Consider the following 23,876-nt stretch of genomic DNA (forward strand, 5'->3'; position numbering starts at 1 on the left):
CATACGCTCAGACGTCCCTCCCCTTGAGCAGCACCCCGCCGAGAACCAGACCGCCCGCCGCGTATCCGGCGAGGACCACGAGGCCCTGCCACGGTCCGACGGGCAGCTGGTCCAGGTCCTTGGTGGCCTGGACCGCCAGGCCCGCGGATGCCGGGGACAGCCGCTCCAGGCGTTGGTGCCACGCGTCGTCGTGGACCATGCCGACAAGGAGCGGGAAGGCGTAGAGGAGTCCGGCCAGGAGCCACCATGTGCTGGGCAGGGTGCGGAGTGTGGTCCGCACCAAGCTCGGCCTGCGCGACCGTACTCAGGCGGTGGTGGCGGCGTACGAGTCGGGCCTGGTGGTGCCTCGGCCTCGATCAGGGTTCGGTCGGTGCCCGGGTGTCCGTGAGCCCGGCCTCGCCGCGCCACCGGGCGAGTGCGCGCAGAGTCCTGCGCGTGTCGTCGGCCTCGGGGCCGAGGACACGTTCCTGGTCACGGGCCACCGAGGCGAGGGCCTCCGCGGCCCCGGCGGTGTCCCCGGCCTCGCCCCGCCACCGGGCCAGGCCGTGGCGGAGGTCGAGGAGGTCCGGGTGGTCGGAGTCGGCGATGCGCTCGAATCGACCGAGCAGTTCCCTGAGGGCGGCCACCGCAGTGGCGGGATCTCCTGCCTTGCCGGTCCACCAGGCGAGCGCGTACCGCGATGCGAGGGCGTCGTAGCTGTCGATGCCCTGCACTCTTTCGCGGTCGGTCACGAGGGTGGTGAACATGGCCACCGCGGCGGCGGGGTCTCCCGCCTTGCCGGTCCACCAGGCGAACTCATGGCGAGTGTCCAGGGTTTGGGGGTGGCTGCTTCCCAGGATCCACCTCTTGAGCCGGAGGACCCGCTTGAGCGACTTCACAGCTCCGGCGACGTCTCCCGCGCGCCCGCGGAGAACGGCGAGAGAGTGCCAGGATCCGAGTGTCTCGGGTTCTGTCAGGCCGCAGACCCAGACCCTGGAGCGGCGCACCTTCTTCAGGGTCGCCACGGCCGTCGCGGGGTCCACCGTCCAGCCGAGCTGCCAAGCGAGGTCCTGCTGGGCGTCGAGCCTGTCGAAGCGATTGTGGGCGGCCGAGGCGAGATGACGGAAGTGGTCGACTGCGGCGGCGTCTTGTCCGCTCGCCGCCAGGCTGTGACCGGCCTCGAACAGAACCCGGTGCGTGCTGTCTTTGTGGAGTGCGTGTTCGGCGTGAGCGGTGAGCGCCGCGGTGTTGGCACGCAGAGTCCGGGACAGCGCGGTGTCGAAGTAGCTCCGGGACCAGGACGCCATGAGAGCGTCGGCGGCGGTGCGTGCGAGGAGGTCACGTCGGTGGGCGGTGCGGGTCTCCCGCACGGCTCGCTGTACGAGGCGGTGTACGCGAACGGTTTCGTGGGGGTTCTCGGGGTCGTGGTCGATGAGGCCGAGCCGGTGCAGGGCACGCAGGGCTTCCCGGGCTTGCTGCTCGGAGACGTCGCGCCGCGGCGACCGGGAGCGGAAGGGGCTCGACGCGAGTCGGCTGCGGTCGGCGGTGTGGGCGGCGAGATGCTGACGAGCCGCTTCGCCGGTCAGCACGGCTTCCGGGATTCCGTTGGGGTCGAGCATCGCGATCAGTCGCAGCATGCGGCGGGCCAGGCCGACGGGGCGGAGCTGGTCGGCCCGGTCGAGACACACCGACCATGCGGAGGTGACCGGGGTGGTCTGGTCGTCGCGGAGCCGGTCGGGCAGGCTCGCGTCGAGAGCCACGGTGTGGTCGGCCAGCAGGGTGCGGTAGGAGGCGCAGTCCAGACCGGAGTCGATCAGGTAGGCGGCGCTCTGGGACAGGGCGAGCGGCAGGTGGTCGACGTCTTCCGCCAGGGCGGCGAGTTCGTCGGGGCGGTCGTGTCGGTCGTGTGCGGCCAGCGTGGCGGTGAGGTAGGTGACGGCTTCGGCGGTGGTGAACAGGTCCACCGGCACGTGACGCCAGTCCGCGCCCGCAAGGGCCGCGTCCCTGCGGCGGGTGGTCAGCACCGTACGGCCGTGGGGGCTCGTCGGGGGCCACAGTTGGCGCAGGTCGGCCGGATCGGCCAGGTCGTCCAGCACGATCATCCAGCGGCACCGGTCCGCCCCGGGCTTCGGTTCCAGCCAGGCGAGGAACGAGGCGGCGGACCGATCCGGGGCACCCTGGTCACAGCCGAGGACCTGGGACGCGGCATGGGCGTAGGCGTCGACCACGTCGGTGCGGGTGGCCGCGGTGACCCACACCAGCAGATCCAGCTGCCCGGCGTCCCGCAGGACACGGGCCTGGTGGGCGGCGAGCTGTGTCTTGCCGACGCCGCCCATGCCGGTCAGGACCTGGAACGGCGCCGTTTCGGCTCCTGCTGCCACCGCCTGTGTGAATCGTTCCGCGGCGGCGGTGGTCTGGAAGTGCGCGAGCTTCTTGGGCATGGTGCCGATGTGGAGTGGCCAGAGGGTCGCCGGTCCGTTCAGCCCTGGGACGGATCCGGCACCTGAGGGCGGTCGATGTGAACGTCCCCGTTCAGGACTCCGACCCCGACCGAACCCCCGTCCGTGCGTATGTCCATCGAGCCGCTGACGGCCAGTCCGCCGGGACCCGAAGAGGCCGACCCCTGGCCTGTGTGCCGGGTCAGCAGGGCGCGCAAGTCCGCTGCGGCCCGGGCGCGTTCAGCGGCGTCGAGGTTCTCCAGGAGGGACTCGATGCGCGCCTGCCATGCCGCTTCCTGCCGGATACGCACCCGCTCGGCCACGGTCGTGCCCGCGACCTCCAGCTCACCCGCCGTCCGGTCGAGGCGCTCGAGCTCCGCCTGCTCGCGCTCGCTGTTCCCGCGGCCGAACCAGCGTGCCACGGCCTGCCGCAGACCCGTCCACGTGTCGGTCCCGGCGGCCTGCACGACCGCGGTGCCGCCCGCCTCCGCCAGCACCACCAACGCCTGTTCCAGCATCACTTGCCCCCGGTCCGCCGCCCTTGGTCGGCCTATTGGAACGTTAGCGCCGCCGACAGGGGCACGCGGCGTCGTTGCGGGAACACGCCGCCGCCGCGCTCCCGTTGGCACCCCACGCCGTTCAAGGCGCCACCCCGTCCACCTTCTTCACCACAGTGTCCTCAGGTCCGAGCCGACGCCCGTCGGCCGCATAGGTCTCAAGAGCGCGCAACGGGCGCCCGCTGCGGCGGTCCACCAGCTCCGAGTGCGGTTCGCCGGACTCGAAGAAGTGGCCTTCGCCCCACTGCCGCAGCGCCACGATGACGGGGAAGAGGTCCTTCCCCTTGGGGGTGAGGACGTACTCGTGGTACGCGCTGCCGTCGGATGCCGGTACGACGTCGAGGATGCCGCCCGCGACGAGGCCGCGCAGGCGGGTCGACAGGATGTTCTTCGCCACGCCCAGGCTGCGCTGGAACTCCCCGAAGCGGCGGCTGCCGTCGAACGCGTCCCGCACGATCAGCAGTGACCACCAGTCGCCGATCGCGTCGACCGACCGGGCGACCGGGCAGTCGCTCTCGTCCAAGCGGGTCCGTCTGACCACGGCAGCCTCCGTCCGACGTTCATGGTTGCAACATGCTACCAGCGAGGGCTACGTTTCCCATCTGGTAGCAAGATGCAACCACAGACCGAAAGGGATCCCGTGACCATCTGTGACGAAACGCCCCGGGCAGCCGAGGCGCCCGGGCGAGCGCCCGCGCTGTCCCGCCGCACCACCCTGCTTCTGGCCCTCGCCGGGGCGGTGGCGGTCGCCAACGTCTACTTCGCCCAGCCGCTCCTGGCCACCCTGAGCCAGGACTTCGGGATCAGCGAGGGCGCCGTCGGAGCCATCGTGACGCTGACGCAGATCGGCTACGGCCTGGGGCTGTTCTTCATGGTGCCGCTGGGTGACCTGGTCGATCGCAAGCGCCTCATCACCGTCCAACTCGTCCTGCTGGCCCTGGCGCTGACCGCTGTCGGCCTCTCGGGGACGGCCTCCGTCCTCCTGATCGGCATGACCCTGATGGGCTTCCTCGCGGTCGTGACCCAGTCCCTGGTGGTCTTCGCCGCGTCCCTCGCCGGACCGGCCCAGCGCGGGCGCGTCGTGGGCCTGGTGACCAGCGGCGTGGTCATCGGCATCCTGCTCGCCCGCACCGCCTCCGGGCTCCTCGCCGACCTCGCGAGCTGGCGGGCGGTCTACCTCGCGTCGGCGGTGCTCACCCTCGTCCTCACCCTGGCCCTCCACCACGAGCTGCCGCGCCGGACCACGCCCCGCCCCGAGCTCACCTACGGCCGGCTCCTCGCCTCGACGATCACCCTGTTCACCCGGGAACGCGTGTTCCGTGACCGCGCCCTGCTCGCCCTCCTCGTCTTCGCCGCCTTCAGCACCCTGTGGAGCTGCGTCGCCCTGCCGCTGAGCGAGCCTCCCCGGTCCCTCACGCACACCGCGATCGGGGCCTTCGGGCTCGTCGGCGCGGCGGGCGCCCTCGCCGCCGCCCCGGCCGGCCGCCTGCACGACCGCGGCTTCGCCCAGCGCACCACCGGCGTGGCCCTGGCCCTCCTCGTCGTCTCCTGGCTCCCCCTGGCCTTCACCCGCCAGTCCCTGTGGGCCCTGGCCATCGGCGCGATCGTCCTCGACCTCGCCGTCCAGGCCGTCCACGTCACCAACCAGAGCCTGATCTACGGCCTCCGCCCCGACGCCGGAGGCCGCCTGATCGGCGGCTACATGGTCTTCTACTCCGTCGGCAGCGCGACGGGGGCGGTCGGCTCGACGGCTGTCTATGCGGCTGCCGGGTGGGGAGCTGTCTGCCTTCTGGGGGCCGCGATCAGTGCGACCGCTCTGGTCCTGTGGGCGGTGACTCGGCGCGGCACGGGGGACTGAGCGAGAACGGCCCGGAGACCCTGGTGAGGGCTTGGTCTCCGGGCGTGCGGGGGCGTGCCACACGGCCGGGCCGACCAGTCACTTTGTGTTATCCTCAACCGTTTGTACGGTGGTGAAGGCTGGCGACTTACGCCAGGCCGGGCCGCTGCCTCTGCCGGTGGTCGCCACTCATCGCCCCCTGATCCCTGCCGGGCCTTCCTCGGTACGTCCCTCATACGGAAGGCTCGTCATGAACGACTCGGACCACCAGGACCGCGCCGACCACCAGGACCGCCCCGACGCCCCGCAGGGCGACCTCGTTGGGCCGGAGGCCGCCGCACCCCCGGTGACCTCCTTCACCGACCTCGACCTGCCCCCCGCGGTGCAGCGCACGCTCAGCGAGCTCGGCGTGACCGAGCCCTTCCCCATCCAGGCGGCCGCGCTGCCGAACGCCCTCGCGGGCCGTGACGTCCTGGGGCGCGGGCGCACCGGGTCGGGCAAGACGCTCGCCTTCGGCCTGCCCCTGCTCGTGCGGACGGCCGGGCGGCGCGCAGACGCCAAGCAGCCGCTCGCGCTGGTCTTGGTGCCGACGCGCGAGCTGGCTCAGCAGGTCACCGAGGCGCTCGCGCCGTACGCGGAGGCGCTGCGGCTGCGGATGGCCACGGTCGTCGGCGGCATGTCGATCGGCCGGCAGGCGGCCGCGCTGCGTGAGGGGGCCGAGGTCGTCGTCGCCACCCCGGGCCGCCTGCACGACCTCATCGAGCGCAAGGCCTGCCGCCTGGGCCGCGTGCGGATCACCGTCCTCGACGAGGCCGACCAGATGTGCGACATGGGCTTCCTGCCGCAGGTCACCGAGGCGCTCGACCAGGTGCACCCCGACGGCCAGCGCATGCTGTTCTCGGCCACGCTGGACCGCGACGTCGACCACCTGGTCCGCAGCTACCTGCACGACCCCACCGTGCACTCGGTCGACCCGGCCGCGGGCGCGGTCACGACGATGGACCACCACGTCCTGGTCGTGCACGGCCCCGACCGGTACGCCGTCACCACGGAGATCGCCGCCCGCGACGGCCGCGTCCTGCTGTTCCTCGACACCAAGCACGGCGTCGACCAGCTCACCCGGCACCTGCGGGCCAGCGGCGTGCACGCGGCGGCCCTGCACAGCGGCAAGTCCCAGCCGCAGCGCACCCGCACCCTCGCACAGTTCAAGAACGGCCAGATCACCGTCCTCGTGGCGACCAACGTCGCAGCGCGCGGGCTGCACATCGACGACCTCGACCTCGTCGTCAACGTCGACCCGCCCACCGACCCCAAGGACTACGTGCACCGCGCGGGCCGCACCGCCCGGGCCGGGGAGCGCGGCAGCGTCGTCACCCTGGTCCTCTCGGGCCAGCGCCGCGACATGAGCAAGCTGATGGCCGAGGCGGGCATCGAGGCCACGACCACGAAGGTCCGCTCGGGCGAGGCCGCGCTGAGCCGGATCACCGGCGCCAAGGCCCCCTCCGGCACCCCGCTCGACGGCGGGCCCGCCGCACCCCGGCCCAAGAACACCAACCTCCCCTTCCGCGGCCTCGGCACCAGCAAGGACGCCTCCCGCGGCACCGGCGGCACCGGAGGCAAGAGCGGCCGCAAGTCCGGCAAGTCCGGCGAGGCCCGCAAGCTCGCCGAGGCCCGTAAGGCGGCCCGGGTGCGCCGCGGCGGCTGACCCACTTCGGCAAGTCGGCCGGCAGCCGCGGCGGCTGACCCTCCTCGGCAGGTCGGCCGGCAGCGCGCCCGTCGACCCCCTGCGCGTGGGCGGCGGCGAGCGCCGACGGCGACGCGGCGGCCGTGTCCTGGCCACCAGGACGACCTCTGGGCCACCGAGGCGCTGTCCGGGTCGAGTTCACCGCGTACGCGCGGTCGTACGGGATGTGTCCGAAAGGGCATCGTGCGAGGCGCCCCGGCCGCTTCGTCCGCTGATCAAGCGGCTAGCCTCCGTACGCATGACCGATCTTCAAATTCCTGACCAACGTGCGGACAAGGGCGCGAGACCCCCGGCCCGCCGCGTCCTGTGGTTCGCCGCGGGCGCTACCGCGGCGATACTCCTCGCCGACCTCGGGACGCGTGCCTACAACCGGTACGACTCCATACCGACCATCCGCAAGCTGGTGAACGTCGACGTCGAGGCCAACTTGGCCACGTGGTGGAACAGCACGCTGATCCTGGCCGTGACGGGCGTGGCCCTGATGGCCGCGCTGCTCAGCGGACCCGACGCGCGCCCCGGGCGGCTGTCCTGGCTGGGCCTGGCCGCCGCGACCGCGCTGCTCAGCATCGACGAGTCGGTGTCGCTGCACGAACGCCTCGGCGAGGTCGGCAAGTCGTGGAAGGAGTGGGCCGGGGGGTCGCTGCCCACGCACGCCTGGGTGCTGCCCGGCGCGCTGCTCGCGGTGACGGGCACGGTGATCGCCGTGCTGTGGGCGCGGAAGCTCCCACGTGACCTGCGGAACGGGATCCTCGCCGCACTCGGGGTGTATCTGGGCGGGGCACTGCTGACGGAGGCGTTCAACGGCTGGGCGCTGGAGAACGGGCACAGCCTTGTGCTCATGCTCGGGACGCTTGTGGAGGAGGGGTTGGAGATGAGCGGCTGCATCGTCGCCCTCGCCGTCCTCAGCCGGTACGTGGTGTTCGAGCGTGACCCGGAGTCAGGTCGCGCGCTGGTCAGGCTGCGGGACAACTAGGGGGTTCCGTCCGGCTGTTCGGGGTGGGGCCGGGCCTTCAACGGCGGAGGGAATCGAGCCACTCGTCGCCGTTCCACAGGACGGGCATCGCCCCGACCGGTTCGAACCGGATGTCGGGGTCGTCGCTCTGGACCAGGGCGAAGAAGCGGCGCCGCCCCACCGCCGCACGGCGGGCGAGGACGGCGATGAGGTCGAGCACGCTGTGGGCGACCTCGGGGCACGCGGCGTCGAAGCGGTCGTAGCCGGTGAAGGACAGGACGAGTCCGGCGCCCGCGGGGGAGTCGTCGAACGTCCAGGAGAGGGCCACGTCGCCGAGGCAGTCGTTGAGCGCGGCCAGGTTGCGGCCGTAGTGGGAGGGGAACCGCAGGGCCGTGGCCAGGCCTTGGTGCATGTCCTGCGCGGTCGTCCAGCCGCTCGCCGCGATCCGGACGACGCGGAAGCCGTGGCCCTCGAGGCGCTGGGTGGCCTGGTCGAGGAGCTCGCGGCGCCAGAAGAGAGTGACGAACGTGCCGCTCATGTACGGGATGTCGGGGCGCCGCGCCCTCACGTCGTCCGGCGTGGGTTGCCGCGCCGGATCGTCCTTGAAGGCGTCCAGGAGCCGGAAGAACTCGTCGAGGGGTGTGGAGCCGGCCGGTGTGCGGCGTTCGATCTCCGCGGCCCAGGTGAGGGAGCTGTCGGTGCCGTAGTGCTCGTGGAGCCAGTCGGTGAAGTCCGTCTCCGGCCAGAAGGCGAAGGGCTCGCACGGGGCGTGTACGGCGAGTGCCGCGCCGTAGCCGATGAGGAGCGAGTGCAGGTGCCGCAGCGAGCCGCCCGGCAGCCACATGCCGGGCCGCAGGCGGATCTGCTCCAGGACGTCGTACACGTCGGAGCACTCCCGTACGTGGCGGAAGGCGGTCGTGGAGCTGTGCTCGGTCGGCATGGAGCCAGCCTACGGAGACGGGTCTTCGCGCCGTGCGGCAGGCCGGGGGCGCGCCCCGTGGCCGTGGCGTCGCGGACGGCCCACGGGCAGGCCGGTCCCCGCGGGGAGCGCCCGCGCCCCGCTCAACGACCACACCCCGGCACCCTTTTGTATCCTGCACGTATTTGCGCCCTGATCCGTACAGCCCCCGATCTGTACGGCCTCGATCCGTCACGACGAGAGGTCAGCACCGTTGAACACCGGCAGCTACTACGAGCCCGTCGACGCGCACCGCTACAAGCCCACCGCCCACGCCAGTGGTGCCTGGAGCGCGGACGAGCAGCACTTCAGCCCGCTCGGCGGCCTCATCGTGCACGCCATCGACCGCCACCTGGCCGACCGCCCGGGCAACGACCTCCTGCTGTCGCGGATCAGCTTCGACATCCTCGGGCGCCCCGCCCTCGACGAGTGCGAGATCCGCGTCGAGACCGTCCGGCCCGGCCGCACCATCGAACTCGTCGAAGCCGTCGTCCTCATCGGTGGCCGCCCCGTCGTCCGGGGCCGGGCCTGGCTGCTCGCCGCCCTCGACACGACCGCCGTCGAGGGCGGCACCGGTGACCGGCTGACTCCGCCCGACGCGCTCACGCCCTGGGAGATGAGCTCCGTGTGGCCCGGCGGATACATCGCCTCCGTGGACGTCCGCCCCCTGGCGCCCCCGCAGCCGGGACGCACCACCGCCTGGATCTCCACGGACCTCGACCTCGTCGCCGGACAGACCATCAGCCCGCTCGCGTCCTACCTCGCGCTCGTCGACACCGCCAACGGCATCGCCGTGCGCCAGCCGCCCACCGCCTGGATGTACCCCAACGTCGACCTGACCATCCATCTGCACCGGCAGCCCCGAGGCCGCTGGACCGGCCTCGACACCACCGTCGCCTTCGGCCCCACCGGGCAGGGCATCACCAGCACCGTCCTGCACGACCTCGACGGCCCGGTCGGCACCGCACAGCAGATGCTCACCGTCCGCCCCCTGTAGGGCTGTTCAGAAGCCGGGGACCGGTCCTCCGTCGGCGGACCGGGGCGGTGTCAGAGCCCGCTGGTAGCGTGCCGCGTCCGAATTGAAGGTCATGGGAGGGGACGGAAGCCGTGCGGGACGTGACACGCCACGAGGTGGGGGAGGAGCACCTCTCCCGGGCTGTCGACGACATCACCGGGCGCACCCGGGAGCGGTGGCGCTGGATGCGGTACGACGATCCGGCGCCCAGGAAGATGCGCGAGACGGGGGACGAACTCCTCGATCACGTCGCGGCCCGCACCGTGGCGGGCGGCGCGCTCGACGAGACCGCGCGTACGGCGCTGCGGACCGCCGCCGAGTGCTTCCTGGGGGAGTTGAGCGTCGGCTGTTTCCCCGGCGGGGACCAGGAGATCGTTCTTCCGCTCATCGACGAGGAACTCACCAGCGACGACATCGGGTTCGGCGACGTCGTCGCGTACGGCAGCGGGACCGGAGAGGGCCCCTCGGCCCGGACGTGGCTCGACACCTTCGCCGTGTGCGTGGTCAGCGGCCTCGTGTGGGACTGGCAGCGGGTGATCGGGCTGCTGTTGAGCAGCGACTACGCGCCCGCGATCCGTGACGGGGTGCCGTACTCGACGCTGCCTTCGAGGTCGGATCCGGCGGACCTCGCCGCGATGGGCGCGCTGTGCGGCTATCTGACCCGGGCACAGGGGCACCTCCCGCGCGACTGGCCCACGGTGCCGCTGTGCAAACCGGACGCCGACGAGCGCGCCGATGCCGCCCGGCAGTTGGACGGAGCCGGGGCGCTCGCACCGGACCACCGTCTCCTGCGCGTCCTCCTCGACGACGACCAGGACGCCTTCGAGGACGCCCTCGCGGCCCGGCTCACCGAGCACCGGGAGAGCGTCGGCGCCGACCCCGCCCCGAGGACCCTGCTGCCGCTCGGCCCCCTGGTCCTCGCCGCCCTCGCGGTCCAGGCGCACGGGTGGGAGCTGCGCGTGCGGTCCGGATATCTGCCGGGCGAGCTCGTGGGTTCCCCGGACGCCCTGCGGCAGGCGGGGGACGGCGCGGCGAACAACCTGGGGGAGTGGGCCGCGAAGTAGCGCGTGCGGGCGCCGACGTCCCACGCGCCCGTACGCCGTCGAGCCGTGTGCGAGCGCGTCCGCTCACCCGCGCGTTCTTACCTGTTCTTGTCATTGCTTTGCCGTTCCTCTGAAGTGGCCCGGCCACCTTGGTGCCCACAGGAGAGGAGCAACGATGACCTACCAGAACGCGGTGCGGCGGACGGTGCTGGCTGTGAGCATGATGGCCGTGCTGGCCTCGGCGACACCCCCGGCGGTGGCCGCGCCGACGACCGAGCGAGGCAGCGGCCCCACGTGGTGCCCCACCGTGGACGACCACCGGGTGGACTGCGGAACGATCACCCGCCCCCTCGTCGCCGGGAAGCCGAAGCTCGGCACGGTCGACGTGAGTTACGCGGTCGTACGGCACCGGGGCCCCGGCGCCGCCAAGGGCACCGTGGCCGTGAACCCGGGCGGACCCGGCGAGGTCGCCGTCGACCGGGCCCCCGAGTTCGCGACGGGGCTCAACAAGGTCCTGAAGGACCACGACGTGCTGCTCGTCGACCCGCGCGGCACCGGCAGGTCCGAGCGCATCCCGTGCGGGGTGACCGACGTCGAGTACCGCTACGGCACGCGGCAGCAGCAGCGCGACGCCGTCACGCGCTGCGCCCGGAACCTCGGCCCCAAGGCCGAGGGGTACACCACGGCGGCCACCGCCGACGACATCGACGCCGTCCGGGCCCGGCTCGGCGTGCAGAAGCTGACGCTGTACGGGCTCTCCTACGGCACGTACCTGATGCCGGTGTACGCGAGCCGGCACCGCGAACACGTGCGGTCCATCGTGCTGTCCGGGGCGTACCCTCTCGGGTTCGACCCGCTCGTCCGCCCCAGCGCGCAGGCCGTGTCGCTGGCCCTGCAACGGATCTGCGACCGCTCCGTCCCCGCGGCCTGCGACGGCAAGAAGGCCGTGCGGGACCTGCGCACCACGGCGGCGCGGCTGCGCGAGCGGCCCATGGACGTGCCGTTCAAGGCGTCCGGTGCCCAGCGCAAGCTGCGCTTCACCGAGGGGCAACTCGCCAATCTGCTCTTCGAGGCCGCCAGCAGCGGAGCGGGAGCGGTGCCGGGCGAGGCGTCGCTGCTCGGGAGCATGCCGCACGCCCTGGACCGCTTCGTCCACGACGACCCCGCGCCGCTGCGGCGCCTGATCAAGGACGAGGCGTCGGCGGTCGGCAAGGAGGACCAGGCACCGTACGTGGCGGTGGTCTGCAACGACTACCGCAGGGCGTGGTCCACGAAGGCGTCGCAGGCCGAGCGGTGGCGCCAGTACCGTGCCGCGCTCGCGGCGACCAGGCCCGGAGAGTACGGGGCGTTCAGCGCCAAGGGGTTCACCGAGGGCCCGACGGACGGCGGTGACGTGTGCGTCGGCTGGCCGAGGAAGAACACCGCGAGCCCGCAGCCCACGCACCCCGAGATGCCCGACGTACCGGTCCTCGTGATCTCCGGCGACCTCGACGCCAACACTCCCGACGCCAACGGCCGCATCGCCGCACGGCAGTTCACGAACAGCGAGTTCCACTCGGTCCGCAACGTCGGGCACGTGCCCGACCTCGAACAGAGCGGCTGCGTCACAGGAGTCACCGCACGCTTCATCCGGACGGGCACTTCCGGCGACACCTCCTGTCTGAAGGGCCTCCCGCCGATCGCCGTCGCCCCCGTGCGCCGCTGACGGGGCCACCGCCGTGACCACGCCCACCACCAGCGAAGATGTCCCCATGACGAACGCTGTCGAGTCCCACCGCACCGTGCTGGTCGTCGAGGACGACCCGGGGGTGCGCAGCACCCTGGAGCAGCTCCTGAGGTTCGAGGGCTACCACGTCCTCGTGGCCGCCGACGGGTTCAGCGCCCTGAGCGTCCTGGAGGAGCGGCGGCCGGACCTCGCCATGGTGGACGTGGTCATGCCGGGCCTCGACGGCCTCGAACTGTGCCGGATGCTCCGCAGGCGCGGCGAGCGCCTGCCCATCCTCGTGCTCACCGCCCGCCACCAGATCGGCGACCGCGTCGCGGGCCTGGACGCCGGTGCCGACGACTACCTGGCGAAGCCCTTCGCGACCGAGGAACTCCTGGCCCGCATACGCGCCTTGCTGCGCCGCACCGACCCGCCCGCGGACACGCGCCTCCTGCGGGCCGCCGACCTCACCCTCGACCCCACCGCACGGCGGGCCGAACGCGGTTCCGAGTCCCTGGACCTCACCAAGACCGAGTTCGACGTACTGGAACTGCTCCTCCGGCACCAGGGAGCCGTCCTCACCCGCACCCAGATCTACGAGCGCATCTGGGGCTACGACCTCGACAGCTCGTCGCGCTCCCTCGACGTGTACATCGGCTATCTGCGCCGCAAGACCGAACAGGGCGGCGGCGAGCGCCTGATCCACACCGTGCGCAACGTCGGCTACACCATCAGGCCCGCGTGATGCTGCGCACCAAGATCACCGTGCTGGTCGTCGCGGCCGCCGCGCTCGCCATCGCCGTCACCGCCTTCGCGTCCTTCCGCAACGTCAGCGACGTCGTCGCCGACGAACTCGAACGCGGCCTGGAGGACCGCACCGACACGGTCGTCACCCTCCTCGCCGCCGACCGCACCCCGCCCGAGCGGGACGACATGATCGAGCAGGTCCTGTCCCCGAAGGGCGCCGTGCGGCCGCTGGCTCCGGGGCGTGCGGAGCTGCCCGTCTCGGCCGGTGACCGCCGCGTGGCCCGCACGGGCGAGGGCGGCAGCCGCCAGGACGTCGTGGTCTCCGGCACCGAGTACGGGATCCTCACACGGCCCCTGCCGGACGGCGGCGCGGTCATGGTCGGCCAGAGCTACCGCGACGCCGTGCGCCTCGAACGCGACTTCCTGTGGCGCATCTCCCTCACCACGGCCGCCGCCACCGGCCTGTCGGCCCTGCTGGGCTGGCTCGCCGTCGGCCGGATCCTGCGTCCGGTGCGCCGCCTGGTCCGCACGACCCGGCGCATCACCGGCACCCAGGACCTGTCCACGCCGCTGCCGCCCGCGGGCAAGGACGAGATCGGCCAGCTCACCCACAGCTTCGACACCATGCTGAGCGCGCTGCGCCGCTCGCGTGCCAAGGAGCAGGAACTCGTCCACAACGCCAGCCACGAACTGCGCACCCCCCTCACGTCGGTGCGCGGCAGTGCCGAACTCCTGCAGCGCGCCCGGGGCCGGCTCGACCCCAAGGACGAGGAGAAGATCCTCGCCACCCTGGTCACCGAGGCGGTCGCCCTGGACGACCTCGTCCGTGAACTGGTCGAACTCGCCACCGACCGCTACACCGAGGACGAGCCGACGAGCGTCGACCTGCCCACCCTGGCCGAGGACAGCGCCGGCCGCCACAGCCGGCGCACCGGGCGAGCCATCACCGTCACGACCGCCCGGCCCACCCCGGTGCACGCCCGGACCCGCGCCCTGCAGCGCTGCGTCGACAACCTCCTGAACAACGCCGTCAAGTTCAGCCCGCCGGACACCCCCATCACCGTGCACGTCGACGGATGCCAACTGTCCGTCCGCGACCAGGGCCCCGGCATCCCGCCGGCCGAGCGGCAGGCCGTCTTCGACCGCTTCTACCGGGGGCCCGGCACCCAGGCCACGCCCGGATCCGGGCTGGGCCTTGCGATCGTCCACGATCTCGTCGAGGCGGAGCACGGCACGGTCTTCGCCGCCGAGGCGGCCGGGGGCGGCGCTGAGGTCGGCTTCCGGCTGCCGCCGCGGACCGGGGGCGACGACGACTCGCGGCCACCCGCGTGAGGCGTCCTGACCAGGACCATGTGTCTCTGACATCCTGCCGTCGTGCGCGTACTGATCGTGACAGCAGGGAGCTGGGGCGATGTCGCCCCGTACACCGGGCTCGGCGTGCGGCTGCGTGCCGCGGGCCACGAGGTCGTCCTCGCCACGCATGAGCGCTTCGAAGGGGCGGTGACGGTCCACGGCCTGGGCTTTCGGCCCCTGCCCGTCGACCCGCGGCAGGAGCTGGCCTCCCAGGTCGGCCAGGGCCTGGCGAAGGCGGCAAGCCCGCCCGTGGAGCTGGCGCGCATCACGCACATGGCACGGGCGTTCATGCCCCGGCTGACCGTCGGCGTCGCGGACGCCGTCCGCGAGGGCGCCGACGTCATCCTGAGTTCGACGGTCACCGACCCGATGTGCGCGGCGCTCGGCGAGGCGCTGCGGGTGCCGAGCGTCGGTGCGTACCTCCAGCCGATCCACCCCACCGGCGCCTTTCCGCCGATGATGACCGGGGCGCGCTCGTTCGGATCCCACGGCAACCGCCTGGCCGCGCTGGCCCTGTGGGCCGCGACGGACCGGATCTTCGCGCCCTCCGTCGGCGCGCTGCGGCGTGAACTCGGCCTGCCGCGGCGGAGGTTCGGCGGACCGCTGGGTCTGCCCCGCGGGCGCACCGTCCTGCACGGCTACAGCCCGACGGTCGTACCCCGGCCGGGGGACTGGCCCGCGGGGCACGAGGTGTGCGGCTACTGGTGGCCGCACACCCCGCCCGACTGGCGGCCCGACGCGCGGCTCGCGGACTTCCTCGACGCGGGCCCGCCGCCGGTCTTCGCGGGGTTCGGCAGCTTCGTCACCGCCGACGCCGAGCGGCTGAGCACCCTGCTCGCCGACGCCCTGCGCCGCGCCCGGGTACGTGGGATCATCCAGGCCGGATGGAGCGGCCTGCACGCCGAGAACGACGACCTGATCACCGTGTCGGAGGTGCCGCACGCCTGGCTGTTCCCCAGGACCGCCGCCGTGATCCACCACGCGGGCGCGGGCACGACGGCGGCGGGACTGCGCTGCGGAACACCCGCCGTCCCCGTGCCCGTCCAGCTCGACCAGCACTTCTGGGCGGCCCGCCTCCACACCCTCGGCGTGGCGCCGCGCCCCCTGCGCTACCAGCGCCTGACCGCGCCGCGCCTCGCCGACGCCATCACCACCGCCGTCCACAGCTCCGCCCTGCGGACCCGCGCCCGCGCCCTCGCCGCCGCCCTCGCGCGTGAGGACGGCGGCCGGCAGGTCGTCGCGGCCCTCGACCGGCTCAACTAGCGCTGTGCTGCCTGCGATCAGCGCATCGCTGCCCGTGCTCCGGCGACGCCGATGCGCCGGACAGGTCCCGCGGCCCGTAGTAGGCGTGCTCGGCGCCAGTGGCCAGGGCCCAGTAGCGGTCGCCGAGGGACCAGTGCCACCACTCGGTGGGGTAGTTCACCAGGCCCGCGGCGCTCAGCGCGGCCCCGAGGATCCGGCGGTTCTCGCGTGCCTCGGCGCTGATGTTGCCGGCTTCCGTGTAGCAGGCGCCCACGCTCTCCTCCGGGGAGGCGTTCATCGGGGTGCCCAGGTCCCGTTCGTGCCCGTCGGCGTCGGCCAGCGTCAGGTCGACGGCGGCGCCCGCGCTGTGCGGCGCGATGGCGGGCGGGGAGACGTAGCGGCTCGCCGCCGTGTGGATCCGCTCGGGCGGCCAGTCCGGGTGGAGCGCCCGCAACTCGTCGGCGTACTCATCGAAGTACTCGCGCTGCAACGACAGCGGCCGGTAGCCCTCGACGAACAGCAGCCGCAGCTCGTCGGGGAGCAGCGTCTGGGCCTCGAGGAGCCGGTCGACGACGCCTTGTCGCAGATACGCGAAGGCGTCGGCCGGGTCCTTGAGGCGGTCGTCGACCAGCAGGGCGGCCTCGCCCCGCACATCCACCAGCGGCTCGCCGCACTCCCGCACGGGAGTCGAGGTGACCTTCGGATCGGACATCAGGATGATCTCGCTCATGGCGCGATCATCTCCTGAGCCGCGGCCACGCCGTGCGGGCGTCCCCGGCTCGCCGGCCTGCCGTCGTCCGCCGACGTACGCCCTTGCCCTGGAGCGCACTCCAGCTCGTAGAGTCACGGCACTCGCGAGGACCACGGGGGCCATGAAGGCCGAGGGGCGCGGGGACATCGAGGACCACGAGGCCAAGGAGAGTCGCATGCGCCACCGCGTACTGGGCGGTACCGGGATCCAGGTCAGCCCCTACTGCCTCGGCACGATGATGTTCGGCGCCGTCGGCAACACCGACCACGACGACTGCGCCCGGATCATCCACGCCGCGCTGGACGAGGGCATCAACTTCGTCGACACCGCCGACATGTACTCGGCCGGGGAGTCGGAGACGATCGTCGGCAAGGCTCTCAAGGGCCGCCGCGACGACATCGTCCTCGCGACCAAGGTGCACTTCCCGATGGGGCAGGGGCCCAACCAGGGCGGAAACTCCCGGCGTTGGATCGTCCGGGAGGTGGAGAACAGCCTGCGGCGCCTCGGCACGGACTGGATCGACCTGTACCAGGTGCACCGGCCGGACCACACGACCGACATCGAGGAGACGCTCTCCGCGCTGACCGACCTCGTACGCCAGGGCAAGATCAGGGCGTTCGGCTGCTCGACGTTCCCGGCGGACGAGATCGTCGAGGCGTACCACGTCGCCGACCGCCGGGGCCTTCAGCGGTTCCGCACCGAGCAGCCGCCCTACTCGATCCTCGCCCGAGGGATCGAGAAGCAGGTCCTGCCCGTGGCGCGACGGCTCGGCATGGGGGTGCTGACCTGGAGCCCGCTGGCCTCGGGCTTCCTGACCGGCCGCTACCGCAAGGGCCGGGCGCTCGACCTGAGCAGCGGACGCCCCACCCTGAACCCCGACCGCTTCGACCCGTCGGCGCCGCGCACCGCCGCGAAGCTCGACGCCGTCGAGCACCTTGTGGCCGTGGCCGACGAAGTGGGCTGCACGCTGCCGGAGTTGGCGATCGCCTTCCCGCTCGCGCATCCCGCCGTCACCTCGGTGATCATCGGACCGCGCACGATGGAGCACCTGCGCGCCACGCTCAAAGGCGCCTCCGTGGCCCTGGACGACGCCGCCCTCGACCGGATCGACGCGATCGTGCCGCCCGGAACCGACGTCTATCCTCCGGACGGCGCGTGGACGCCGCCGTCGCTCACCACGCCGTCGCTGCGGCGCCGCGCGGCCGGGGAGAGGTCGGCGGTCTGACGGCGGGTGGGGCGGGCAGGGGGAGAAGCCGGGGCGGGAGGGTCAGGGTGGGGCGTCAGGGTAAGAAGGGCACGGTGGGGGGGCAGCGTAGGGAGGCGCAGGGGTGCGGGACCAGGACGAGAGGTCGAGGTGAGGACTGTGGTGACGCGTCGTACGGTGATCAAGGCCGCGGGGGCCGGGACGTTGGCGACCGGGCTCGCCGCGCCCGCCGCGAGCGCCACCCGGGCGCGGGACGGCGACGTCCTCGCGGTCGTGGAGAAGAGCAGCCACGCGGTGAGCTTCTACGACGTCGCCTCGGGGCGGCGCCTGCACAGCGTCCAACTGCCCGACTACCCGCACGAGATGGTCGTCGACTCTCGCCGTCGCTTCGCCTACGTCGGGCACTACGGCGTCCGCATGGCCTCCACCGTCGGTGAGGGCGGAGCGGCCGTCCTGGTCGTCGACTTGGCCGAGCGCACCCTGGCCCGGACCATCGACACCCGGCCGTTCAACCGGATCCACGGCATGGGCATCGACGACCGCGACCGGCTGTACGCCCTGAGCGAGGAGAAGGCCGTCCTGCTCGGCTTCGACACCCCGGCCACCGACACGGCCCCGACCAGGGCGGTGCCCACGCACGGCGTGAAGACCCACCTCTTCTCGCTCACCCGCGACGGTGAACGCGCCTACGTCACCGGTCTGTTGTCGCACACGGTGAGCCTCGTACGCCCGCACGACGCCGCCGTCCCCCCACTCCTGGTGACCCCCGGCCAGCTGCCCGAGAGCAGCTGCCTGAGCCGGGACGAGAAGACCCTGTTCGTCGGCGCCCGCAAGAGCGGGTCCCTGGTCGCCGTGGACGCGCGCACCATGAAGGTGCGCCGCAGCCGCACGGTGGGCGGCGACCCCCTGCGGGTCTACACCGTCGACGACGAACGGCTGCTGGCGACGGACATCGCCGCCAACACGCTGACCGTGTTCAGCACGGACCTGCGACCGATCCGCTCCCTCCAGCTCGACGGAACCCCGGCCGCCGTGTCGTTCCACCCCACCGAGCCACGCGCGTACGTCTCCCAGCTCGGCAACAACCGGGTCGCCGTCGTCGACCTGGACCGGCTCACCGTCGTCGGCGGCTTCGCCACCCAGCTGGAACCGGATTCCTCGGTTCTGCTGCCCGCCACTGCCTAGCCCTGCCGTCCCCGCCGCTCGATACGTCGGATTGTGGAGCGGCGCAAGCGAGGTGGGATCGGAGCGGCCACGCCGACCCGCTGCGGGAGCGCATCGACGGGGCGATCGGCCTCTGAGGGGGCGCGGGGCCCGGGAGATGATGTTGGTCCCAGCCCTTCCGCGCGGCCGACCCGCGCACGGGCGCTACCAAGGAGACCTCTCCATGACGAACCAGCCTCCGTCCGACGGGCCTTCGGCCGACGGCTCCGCGCAGGGCGGCTCCGCACCGGACGGCTCCGTGCCCGCCGGGCCCGCTGGAAAGCCCTCGCGCCGCTCGATACTCCGCGCATCGGTGACGGGGGTGACGGCGGCGCTCGCCGGTGGGCTCGGAGCGGGAGCGGCCTTCGCGGCCCCGACCGACACGTCCGTCCCCCTGCCCGCGGCCACCGGCCCGCACCCGGTCGGCACCCGCACCTTCCACCTGGTCGACGACCGCCGTGCGGACCCCTTCGCGCCCACCCCGACACCGCGCGAGCTGATGATCCAGGTCTGGTACGCGGCCGCCGGGCACCGCGGTCTCGAACGCGCCCGGTACCTCACGCCCGGCCTCGAACCGGTCGTCGAGCGGCGCTTCGAACTCCCCGAGGGCTCCCTGGGGTCGGTGCGCACCGGGGCCTGGCAGGACGCCCCGGCGCACCCGCGCCTGCACCGCGCACCCGTGGTGTTCTTCGGCCCGGGCCGCCAGGACCCCGCCGCCACCGGCACGGCCTTCGCCCAGGACCTGGCGAGCCACGGCTACGTGGTCATCGGCGTCAACCACACCTACGACGGCCCCACTCAGTTCCCCGACGGCCGGATCATCCCGCAGAACCCCGCCACCGGCGACCAGGCACTCCTGCGCAAGTACTCCGACGTCCGTGCCGCCGACCTGAGCTTCGTGCTCGACGTCCTGACCGGACAGCGCGCGACGCGGCTGCCCGCGGAGTTCTCACGGGCGCCGCACCACACCGGCTTCGGCGTGTTCGGCCACTCCCTCGGCGGCTCCGCGGCCGCCGAAGCGCTGCGCACCGACCCGCGCTTCACAGCGGGCGCCTGCCTGGACGGCGCGCTCCAGACGGACGCGGTGAAGACGGGACTGGGGCAACCCTTCCTGCTCTTCACCGAGCCGATGGAGCTGCCGACCTGGACCGACTTCATGGCCCACCACACGGCCTGGGGCCGCCGCATGGTCCTCGCCGGCGCCCGCCACTACAGCTTCAACGACCTCGCCGCCCTCGGCGTCGGGCTCCGGCTCGACCAGGCATGGACCGCCGAACGCCACGCCAGGTTCTTCGGCACGGCCGAGGGACGCCGCTCGCAGGCGGTCACGGGTGCGTACGTCCGCGCGTTCTTCGACCACTGGCTGCGCGGCCGCACCGCGACCTCACCGTCCCTGGACGCACCGGACGCCGACTATCCCGAGATCACGATCGGCTGGACGTCCGGCAACTGACCCCGTCCCGCCCGCCCCAAGGGGTCTACGCCCCGGCTCCGTAGTGCCCGTACTCCGGAAGCCCCACCGCGTCGAAGGTGTGCACGGAGAGGCCGCCCGGCGTCGTCCGGTGGTCGACGAGCCGCAGCCCGGCCGGCGCGCCGCCGTCCGGGAACAGCCGTCGGCCCTTGCCCACCACGACCGGCGCGATGACGAGCCGCAACGTGTCGACAAGACCCGCGGCAAGCAGGGACTGGGCCAGCAGCGCACTGCCGTGAATCTGAAGTTCCCGCCCCGGTTGCCGCTTCAGCTCGGCGACCTGGGCGGGGATCTCCCCGGACAGAACGGTGGTCGGGTCCCAGTCCGCCTTGGTCGGGCTGTGCGCGGCCACGTACTTCGGCAGGCCGTTCATGACGGGCGCGAAGGGATGGTCGGTCATCGTCGGCCAGTCCCGCGCGAAGTTCTCGTACGTACGACGGCCGAAGAGCAGCGCGTCCGCCTCGGCGAGCCACGTCCCGGCAAGGTCCACGAACTCCTCGTCCATGTGCGGCACGAACCAACCACCCCGCGTGAACCCGTCACTGGTGTCCTCGTCCGGAGCCCCCGGCCCCTGCGAAACCCCGTCGAGCGACAGGAACTCCTGCACGACCAGCTTCATTGCACACCACACTCTCTTCGGCCTCGACGGCCGATTCGGCATCTCCGCGGCCAGGGCGCCGCGCCGACCTCGACGGGAGACGCGATCGTCCCACTCCTCAGACCCTTCGGGGCGCAGACACTCATCGGTGCGGGCGCGGCGTGTCGTGTGCTCGGCGTCGCCGAGAGTTCGCCCAGCGGGACGACTTCGCCGACGGCATGGGCTACACGGGCCTCCGGACCTGGCCGGGCACGTAGCCGGACTGTGTCAGGAGGCGTCGCAGCCAGCGCGTGCGGGCGTCACGTGCGTCCCGCGTGACGGCTGCACGCGGCGCGATGCCGTCGAAGCCGTGGTACGCACCGGACCACACATGCAGTTCGGCCTGGCCACCGGCTTGCCAGATCGCGTTCGCGTACGCCATGTCCTGGTCCCGGAACATCTCCGCCGAGCCGACGTCGATGTACGCCGGGGGCAGGCCGGAGAGGTCGGTGGCGCGGGCGGGGGCGGCGTACGGCGGCAGGTCCGCGGCGCCGTAGCGGCTCCCGAGGAGCGCCTTCCACGCGGTCGCGTTCGAGGTGAGGTCCCACAGGCCGGTGCCCGTCATCTGGCGGCAGGAGAACGTGGTGTCGCGGTCGTCGAGCATCGGGCACAGGAGCAGTTGCCCGAGGGCTCCGGGGCCGCCCCGGTCGCGGGACAGGAGGGCGAGTGCCGCGGCGAGCCCGCCGCCCGCGCTCTTGCCGCCGATGACGACGCGGTCCGCGTCGACGCCGAGGTCGGCCGCGTGCTCCGTCGCCCAGACGAGCCCGGCGTAGCAGTCCTCCAGCGGCGCCGGGTACTGCGCGCGCGGCGCGAGGCGGTACTCGACCGAGATGACGGCCAGGTTCAGCGGGAGCACCCACTCGTCGAGGATCCGCGGCAGCACGGACCACGCGTTGCCCATCACCATGGCGCCGCCGTGCATGTAGTAGAGGAGGGGCAGCGGCCCGACGGACCCCGCCGGTCGCGCGCTCACCAGCGTGACGTCCGGCGCGCCCGGCGGCCCCGGCACACTCAGCTCCGTCACCTCGAACCGGCCGTCGGCGCGCAGGTCCTCGACCGTCGGCCGCGGCCGGGCCGTGGCGTCCCGCTCCTGCCGGGCCGGCAGATTGTCCGGGGTGATCGACTCCCATGACGCCCTGCCCAAGGCGTCGAGGACGGGGCCAAGGTCGGGGTCGAACGGGGGCGCGGCGGGTGGCGGCGCCGGGGCCCGGTCCGGTCGCGCGGGCGTGTGACGGTCACTCATGAATCACTCCACGGTGGGGTCGGGGGGCGCTTGGTGTGACGCCACTACGCCCGCCACACCGTCATGTCGGCGGTCAGGAAGCTGATCCCGCTCTTCGGCAGCGCCGTCGACTTCACCTGGACCACCAGCAGCGCGATGTCCCCGGAGGGGTGCTTGACGCAGATCTCGCTGCCCGCCGCCACGGCGGCCAGGGGGAGGCGGTGGCTGTCCGCGCCGCTGAGGGCGATGCGGCAGGACTCCTGGGTGGCGCCCGGCTTGCTGTACAGCATGGTGATGAAGCTGGTGTCGCTCTCGATCGAGCAGTTGGTGTCGTCGCAGACGAAACGGATGTCGCCCTTGCGGTCCTTGCGCCTGACCGGCTCCTTGATGCCCAGCGAGTTCTTCTCGTCGAGCCACTGGAGCGGGTACGGGATGCCCCGCGGCGGCTCGGGCTTGTCCGACGAGGACCCCTTCCCCTCCGGCTTGCCCCCGTCGGCCCCCGACTCCGACCCGCCCGACCCCGACCCGCCCGACTCCGCCCCGGAGCCCGACCGCGACAAGGACCCGTCCGACCGGCCGGACGCCCCTGCCTCGGCCGTCGACGACCCGGCGGCCTTGCGGTCCCGGGACCCGTCCCTCGCCTCCACGACCGTCCACGTCACGCCGCCGAGCACCAGCGCCCCCGCTGTCATGGCCGCGGCGGTGACCAGCGTGGCACGTCTCCTGCGCACCCTCCGGTCGTCCGGCCCCTGCGGCCGGGTCTCCGCGACCAGCGGCGTCGTGAACACCGGAGTGGGGTCGGGAACCGGCGCCGGAATCCTCACCTCCGGTCCCATGACCTCCCGCCAGATCTCCGGCCCGGGGCCCGGGTCCTGGCCGAGCCGCTGCCGGCACCAGTGGACGATCTCCGCAGGCGTGGCCCGCCGCGCGGGATCGGCGACCAGGCACCGGGCGATCAGCGGGCGCAACTGCGCGGGCAGCAGGGACAGGTCGGGCTCGGAGTGCACGATCCGGTACAGCACGCTGACGGAAGGTCCGTCTCCGTACAGCGGCTCTCCGAGCGCTGCGAACGCCGCCGTCTGCCCGAGCGCGAAGACGTCGGTCGCCGCCGTGACCTCGCCCCCGGACGCCTGCTCCGGAGCCATGAACTGGGGCGTGCCGACGGCGGAGCCCGTGACCGTGTGCGAGGTGATGTCGGAGGCCAGCGAGATGCCGAAGTCGATGACACGCGGCCCGTCGGCGGCGAGCAACACGTTCGACGGCTTCAGGTCCCGGTGCACGATTCCCGCGCCGTGGATGGCCTGGAGCGCCTCGGCCACCCCCGCCACCAGCCACAGCACTGCGGACACCGGCAGCGGACCGCGCCGCGCCACGGCGTCCGCGAGCGAGGGCCCGGGCACGTACAGCGTGGCCAGCCAGGGCGGCACGCCGTCCGCGTCGGCGTCGATCAGCTCGGCGGTGTACGCGCCACGGACCCGCCGGGCGGCCTCCACCTCCCGGCGGAACCGCCGCCGGAACTCCGGGTTGTCGGCGAGCTCGGGCCGCACCACCTTGATCGCCACCGCGCGGCCGCCCCGCGTGTGCGACAGATAGACCCGTCCCATGCCGCCCGCGCCCAGCCGGGCCGCGAGACGGTAGCCGCCCACCAGCGGTGGATCGTCCGCCTGCAACGGCTTGAACACCTCGGCCGGATGATTCATCGGCGCTCTTCCCCCCGTCACCAGCTGGCCAGCGGAAGGGTGCTGACCAGCGACAGAAGCTTAAACGGACGGCAAACGGGGGCGTACGGGGGTGGGTGGAGGGGGGAACCGGGAGCGG

The 23,876-nt window shown here is 72.9% G+C and carries 21 protein-coding genes and 1 pseudogene; 13 read left to right on the top strand and 9 right to left on the bottom strand.

Annotation, left to right across the window (positions count from 1 at the left end; all coding sequences use genetic code 11):
- Positions 1-7 precede the first annotated feature (7 nt).
- Positions 8-280 carry a hypothetical protein gene (locus OO63_RS04150; RefSeq protein WP_030356534.1) on the bottom strand — a complete coding sequence of 91 codons (273 nt, stop codon included), beginning with the start codon at positions 278-280 and terminating at the stop codon, positions 8-10.
- Here OO63_RS04150 and OO63_RS46570 point away from each other — a divergent pair.
- Positions 267-350 (top strand): annotated as a pseudogene (locus OO63_RS46570) (DNA-binding response regulator); the annotation flags it as partial. The gene OO63_RS04150 and the pseudogene OO63_RS46570 overlap by 14 nt on opposite strands.
- Before the next feature lie 6 nt (positions 351-356).
- Here the strand turns inward: OO63_RS46570 and OO63_RS04155 are convergent.
- From OO63_RS04155 to OO63_RS04165, 3 genes are all read right to left on the bottom strand, one after another.
- A complete protein-coding gene (locus tag OO63_RS04155; protein ID WP_051810518.1) occupies positions 357-2,420 on the bottom strand; it encodes a tetratricopeptide repeat protein in 2,064 nt (687 codons plus the stop codon).
- Between the two features lie 38 nt (positions 2,421-2,458).
- The gene (locus OO63_RS04160; RefSeq protein WP_030356536.1) at positions 2,459-2,935 is read right to left on the bottom strand and encodes a hypothetical protein; all 477 of its coding nucleotides are present in this window, start codon (positions 2,933-2,935) and stop codon (positions 2,459-2,461) included.
- A 121-nt stretch (positions 2,936-3,056) separates the two neighbouring features.
- A complete protein-coding gene (locus OO63_RS04165) occupies positions 3,057-3,515 on the bottom strand; it encodes a winged helix-turn-helix transcriptional regulator (RefSeq protein WP_030356537.1) in 459 nt (152 codons plus the stop codon).
- 99 nt (positions 3,516-3,614) lie between these two features.
- Here OO63_RS04165 and OO63_RS04170 point away from each other — a divergent pair, with 99 nt between their 5' ends.
- The 3 genes from OO63_RS04170 (at position 3,615) to OO63_RS04180 (ending at position 7,528) form a co-directional block, all read left to right on the top strand.
- The gene (locus tag OO63_RS04170) at positions 3,615-4,832 is read left to right on the top strand and encodes an MFS transporter (protein WP_234310994.1); all 1,218 of its coding nucleotides are present in this window, start codon (positions 3,615-3,617) and stop codon (positions 4,830-4,832) included.
- A gap of 229 nt (positions 4,833-5,061) precedes the next feature.
- Positions 5,062-6,516, top strand: a complete 1,455-nt coding sequence (locus OO63_RS04175; RefSeq protein ID WP_078618887.1) for a DEAD/DEAH box helicase — start codon at positions 5,062-5,064, stop codon at positions 6,514-6,516.
- Between the two features lie 277 nt (positions 6,517-6,793).
- Entirely contained in the window at positions 6,794-7,528 is a 735-nt protein-coding gene (locus OO63_RS04180; protein WP_030356540.1) for a hypothetical protein, read from the top strand.
- Between the two features lie 37 nt (positions 7,529-7,565).
- On the opposite strand, the gene OO63_RS43130 is transcribed toward OO63_RS04180, so the two are convergent.
- On the bottom strand, positions 7,566-8,447 hold the full coding sequence (locus OO63_RS43130) for a barstar family protein (protein ID WP_078618889.1): 882 nt from the start codon (positions 8,445-8,447) through the stop codon (positions 7,566-7,568).
- Between the two features lie 232 nt (positions 8,448-8,679).
- On the opposite strand from OO63_RS43130, the gene OO63_RS04190 reads away from it, so the two are divergent.
- From OO63_RS04190 to OO63_RS04215, 6 genes are all read left to right on the top strand, one after another.
- Positions 8,680-9,462, top strand: a complete 783-nt coding sequence (locus tag OO63_RS04190) for a thioesterase family protein (RefSeq protein WP_030356542.1) — start codon at positions 8,680-8,682, stop codon at positions 9,460-9,462.
- A 110-nt stretch (positions 9,463-9,572) separates the two neighbouring features.
- Positions 9,573-10,544: an immunity 49 family protein gene (locus tag OO63_RS04195; protein ID WP_030356543.1), complete on the top strand. Its 972-nt coding sequence runs from the start codon at positions 9,573-9,575 to the stop codon at positions 10,542-10,544.
- A 154-nt stretch (positions 10,545-10,698) separates the two neighbouring features.
- On the top strand, positions 10,699-12,228 hold the full coding sequence (locus OO63_RS04200) for an alpha/beta fold hydrolase (RefSeq protein ID WP_199819435.1): 1,530 nt from the start codon (positions 10,699-10,701) through the stop codon (positions 12,226-12,228).
- A 46-nt stretch (positions 12,229-12,274) separates the two neighbouring features.
- Positions 12,275-12,973, top strand: a complete 699-nt coding sequence (locus OO63_RS04205; protein ID WP_030356545.1) for a response regulator transcription factor — start codon at positions 12,275-12,277, stop codon at positions 12,971-12,973.
- Entirely contained in the window at positions 12,973-14,307 is a 1,335-nt protein-coding gene (locus OO63_RS04210) for a HAMP domain-containing sensor histidine kinase (RefSeq protein ID WP_051810519.1), read from the top strand. The genes OO63_RS04205 and OO63_RS04210 overlap by 1 nt, the downstream gene beginning before the upstream one ends.
- Positions 14,308-14,349: 42 nt before the next feature.
- Positions 14,350-15,591, top strand: a complete 1,242-nt coding sequence (locus tag OO63_RS04215) for a glycosyltransferase (RefSeq protein ID WP_199819436.1) — start codon at positions 14,350-14,352, stop codon at positions 15,589-15,591.
- Here the strand turns inward: OO63_RS04215 and OO63_RS04220 are convergent.
- The gene (locus tag OO63_RS04220; protein WP_030356548.1) at positions 15,584-16,300 is read right to left on the bottom strand and encodes a M15 family metallopeptidase; all 717 of its coding nucleotides are present in this window, start codon (positions 16,298-16,300) and stop codon (positions 15,584-15,586) included. The two genes, OO63_RS04215 and OO63_RS04220, sit on opposite strands and share 8 nt — an antisense overlap.
- A gap of 196 nt (positions 16,301-16,496) precedes the next feature.
- Between OO63_RS04220 and OO63_RS04225 the strand changes: the two genes are divergently transcribed.
- The 3 genes from OO63_RS04225 to OO63_RS04235 all read left to right on the top strand — a co-directional run bounded on the left by OO63_RS04225 (position 16,497) and on the right by OO63_RS04235 (position 20,181).
- On the top strand, positions 16,497-17,546 hold the full coding sequence (locus OO63_RS04225) for an aldo/keto reductase (protein WP_030356549.1): 1,050 nt from the start codon (positions 16,497-16,499) through the stop codon (positions 17,544-17,546).
- Between the two features lie 141 nt (positions 17,547-17,687).
- Positions 17,688-18,710 carry a YncE family protein gene (locus OO63_RS04230; RefSeq protein ID WP_234310995.1) on the top strand — a complete coding sequence of 341 codons (1,023 nt, stop codon included), beginning with the start codon at positions 17,688-17,690 and terminating at the stop codon, positions 18,708-18,710.
- Between the two features lie 202 nt (positions 18,711-18,912).
- Positions 18,913-20,181, top strand: coding sequence for an alpha/beta hydrolase (locus OO63_RS04235; RefSeq protein ID WP_051810521.1), 1,269 nt, complete (start codon positions 18,913-18,915; stop codon positions 20,179-20,181).
- 25 nt (positions 20,182-20,206) lie between these two features.
- On the opposite strand, the gene OO63_RS04240 is transcribed toward OO63_RS04235, so the two are convergent.
- The 3 genes from OO63_RS04240 to OO63_RS04250 form a co-directional block, all read right to left on the bottom strand.
- Positions 20,207-20,818: a dihydrofolate reductase family protein gene (locus OO63_RS04240; protein ID WP_030356552.1), complete on the bottom strand. Its 612-nt coding sequence runs from the start codon at positions 20,816-20,818 to the stop codon at positions 20,207-20,209.
- Between the two features lie 202 nt (positions 20,819-21,020).
- Positions 21,021-22,079, bottom strand: a complete 1,059-nt coding sequence (locus tag OO63_RS04245) for an alpha/beta hydrolase (RefSeq protein WP_030356553.1) — start codon at positions 22,077-22,079, stop codon at positions 21,021-21,023.
- Between the two features lie 44 nt (positions 22,080-22,123).
- Positions 22,124-23,758: a serine/threonine-protein kinase gene (locus OO63_RS04250; RefSeq protein ID WP_030356554.1), complete on the bottom strand. Its 1,635-nt coding sequence runs from the start codon at positions 23,756-23,758 to the stop codon at positions 22,124-22,126.
- Positions 23,759-23,876 lie beyond the last annotated feature (118 nt).

The sequence above is a fragment of the Streptomyces alboflavus genome, assembly GCF_000716675.1.
Lineage (GTDB): Bacteria > Actinomycetota > Actinomycetes > Streptomycetales > Streptomycetaceae > Streptomyces > Streptomyces alboflavus.

What these genes read in the sequence shown, in the direction of transcription:
- OO63_RS43130 (WP_078618889.1), bottom strand. Translation starts at nt 8,447, where the DNA reads ATGCCGACCGAGCACAGCTCCACGACCGCCTTCCGCCACGTACGGGAG.
- OO63_RS04240 (WP_030356552.1), bottom strand. Translation starts at nt 20,818, where the DNA reads ATGAAGCTGGTCGTGCAGGAGTTCCTGTCGCTCGACGGGGTTTCGCAG.
- OO63_RS04175 (WP_078618887.1), top strand. Translation starts at nt 5,062, where the DNA reads ATGAACGACTCGGACCACCAGGACCGCGCCGACCACCAGGACCGCCCC.
- OO63_RS04160 (WP_030356536.1), bottom strand. Translation starts at nt 2,935, where the DNA reads ATGCTGGAACAGGCGTTGGTGGTGCTGGCGGAGGCGGGCGGCACCGCG.
- OO63_RS04250 (WP_030356554.1), bottom strand. Translation starts at nt 23,758, where the DNA reads ATGAATCATCCGGCCGAGGTGTTCAAGCCGTTGCAGGCGGACGATCCA.
- OO63_RS04235 (WP_051810521.1), top strand. Translation starts at nt 18,913, where the DNA reads ATGACGAACCAGCCTCCGTCCGACGGGCCTTCGGCCGACGGCTCCGCG.
- OO63_RS04205 (WP_030356545.1), top strand. Translation starts at nt 12,275, where the DNA reads ATGACGAACGCTGTCGAGTCCCACCGCACCGTGCTGGTCGTCGAGGAC.
- OO63_RS04180 (WP_030356540.1), top strand. Translation starts at nt 6,794, where the DNA reads ATGACCGATCTTCAAATTCCTGACCAACGTGCGGACAAGGGCGCGAGA.
- OO63_RS04155 (WP_051810518.1), bottom strand. Translation starts at nt 2,420, where the DNA reads ATGCCCAAGAAGCTCGCGCACTTCCAGACCACCGCCGCCGCGGAACGA.
- OO63_RS04225 (WP_030356549.1), top strand. Translation starts at nt 16,497, where the DNA reads ATGCGCCACCGCGTACTGGGCGGTACCGGGATCCAGGTCAGCCCCTAC.
- OO63_RS04220 (WP_030356548.1), bottom strand. Translation starts at nt 16,300, where the DNA reads ATGAGCGAGATCATCCTGATGTCCGATCCGAAGGTCACCTCGACTCCC.
- OO63_RS04245 (WP_030356553.1), bottom strand. Translation starts at nt 22,079, where the DNA reads ATGAGTGACCGTCACACGCCCGCGCGACCGGACCGGGCCCCGGCGCCG.
- OO63_RS04210 (WP_051810519.1), top strand. Translation starts at nt 12,973, where the DNA reads ATGCTGCGCACCAAGATCACCGTGCTGGTCGTCGCGGCCGCCGCGCTC.
- OO63_RS04200 (WP_199819435.1), top strand. Translation starts at nt 10,699, where the DNA reads ATGACCTACCAGAACGCGGTGCGGCGGACGGTGCTGGCTGTGAGCATG.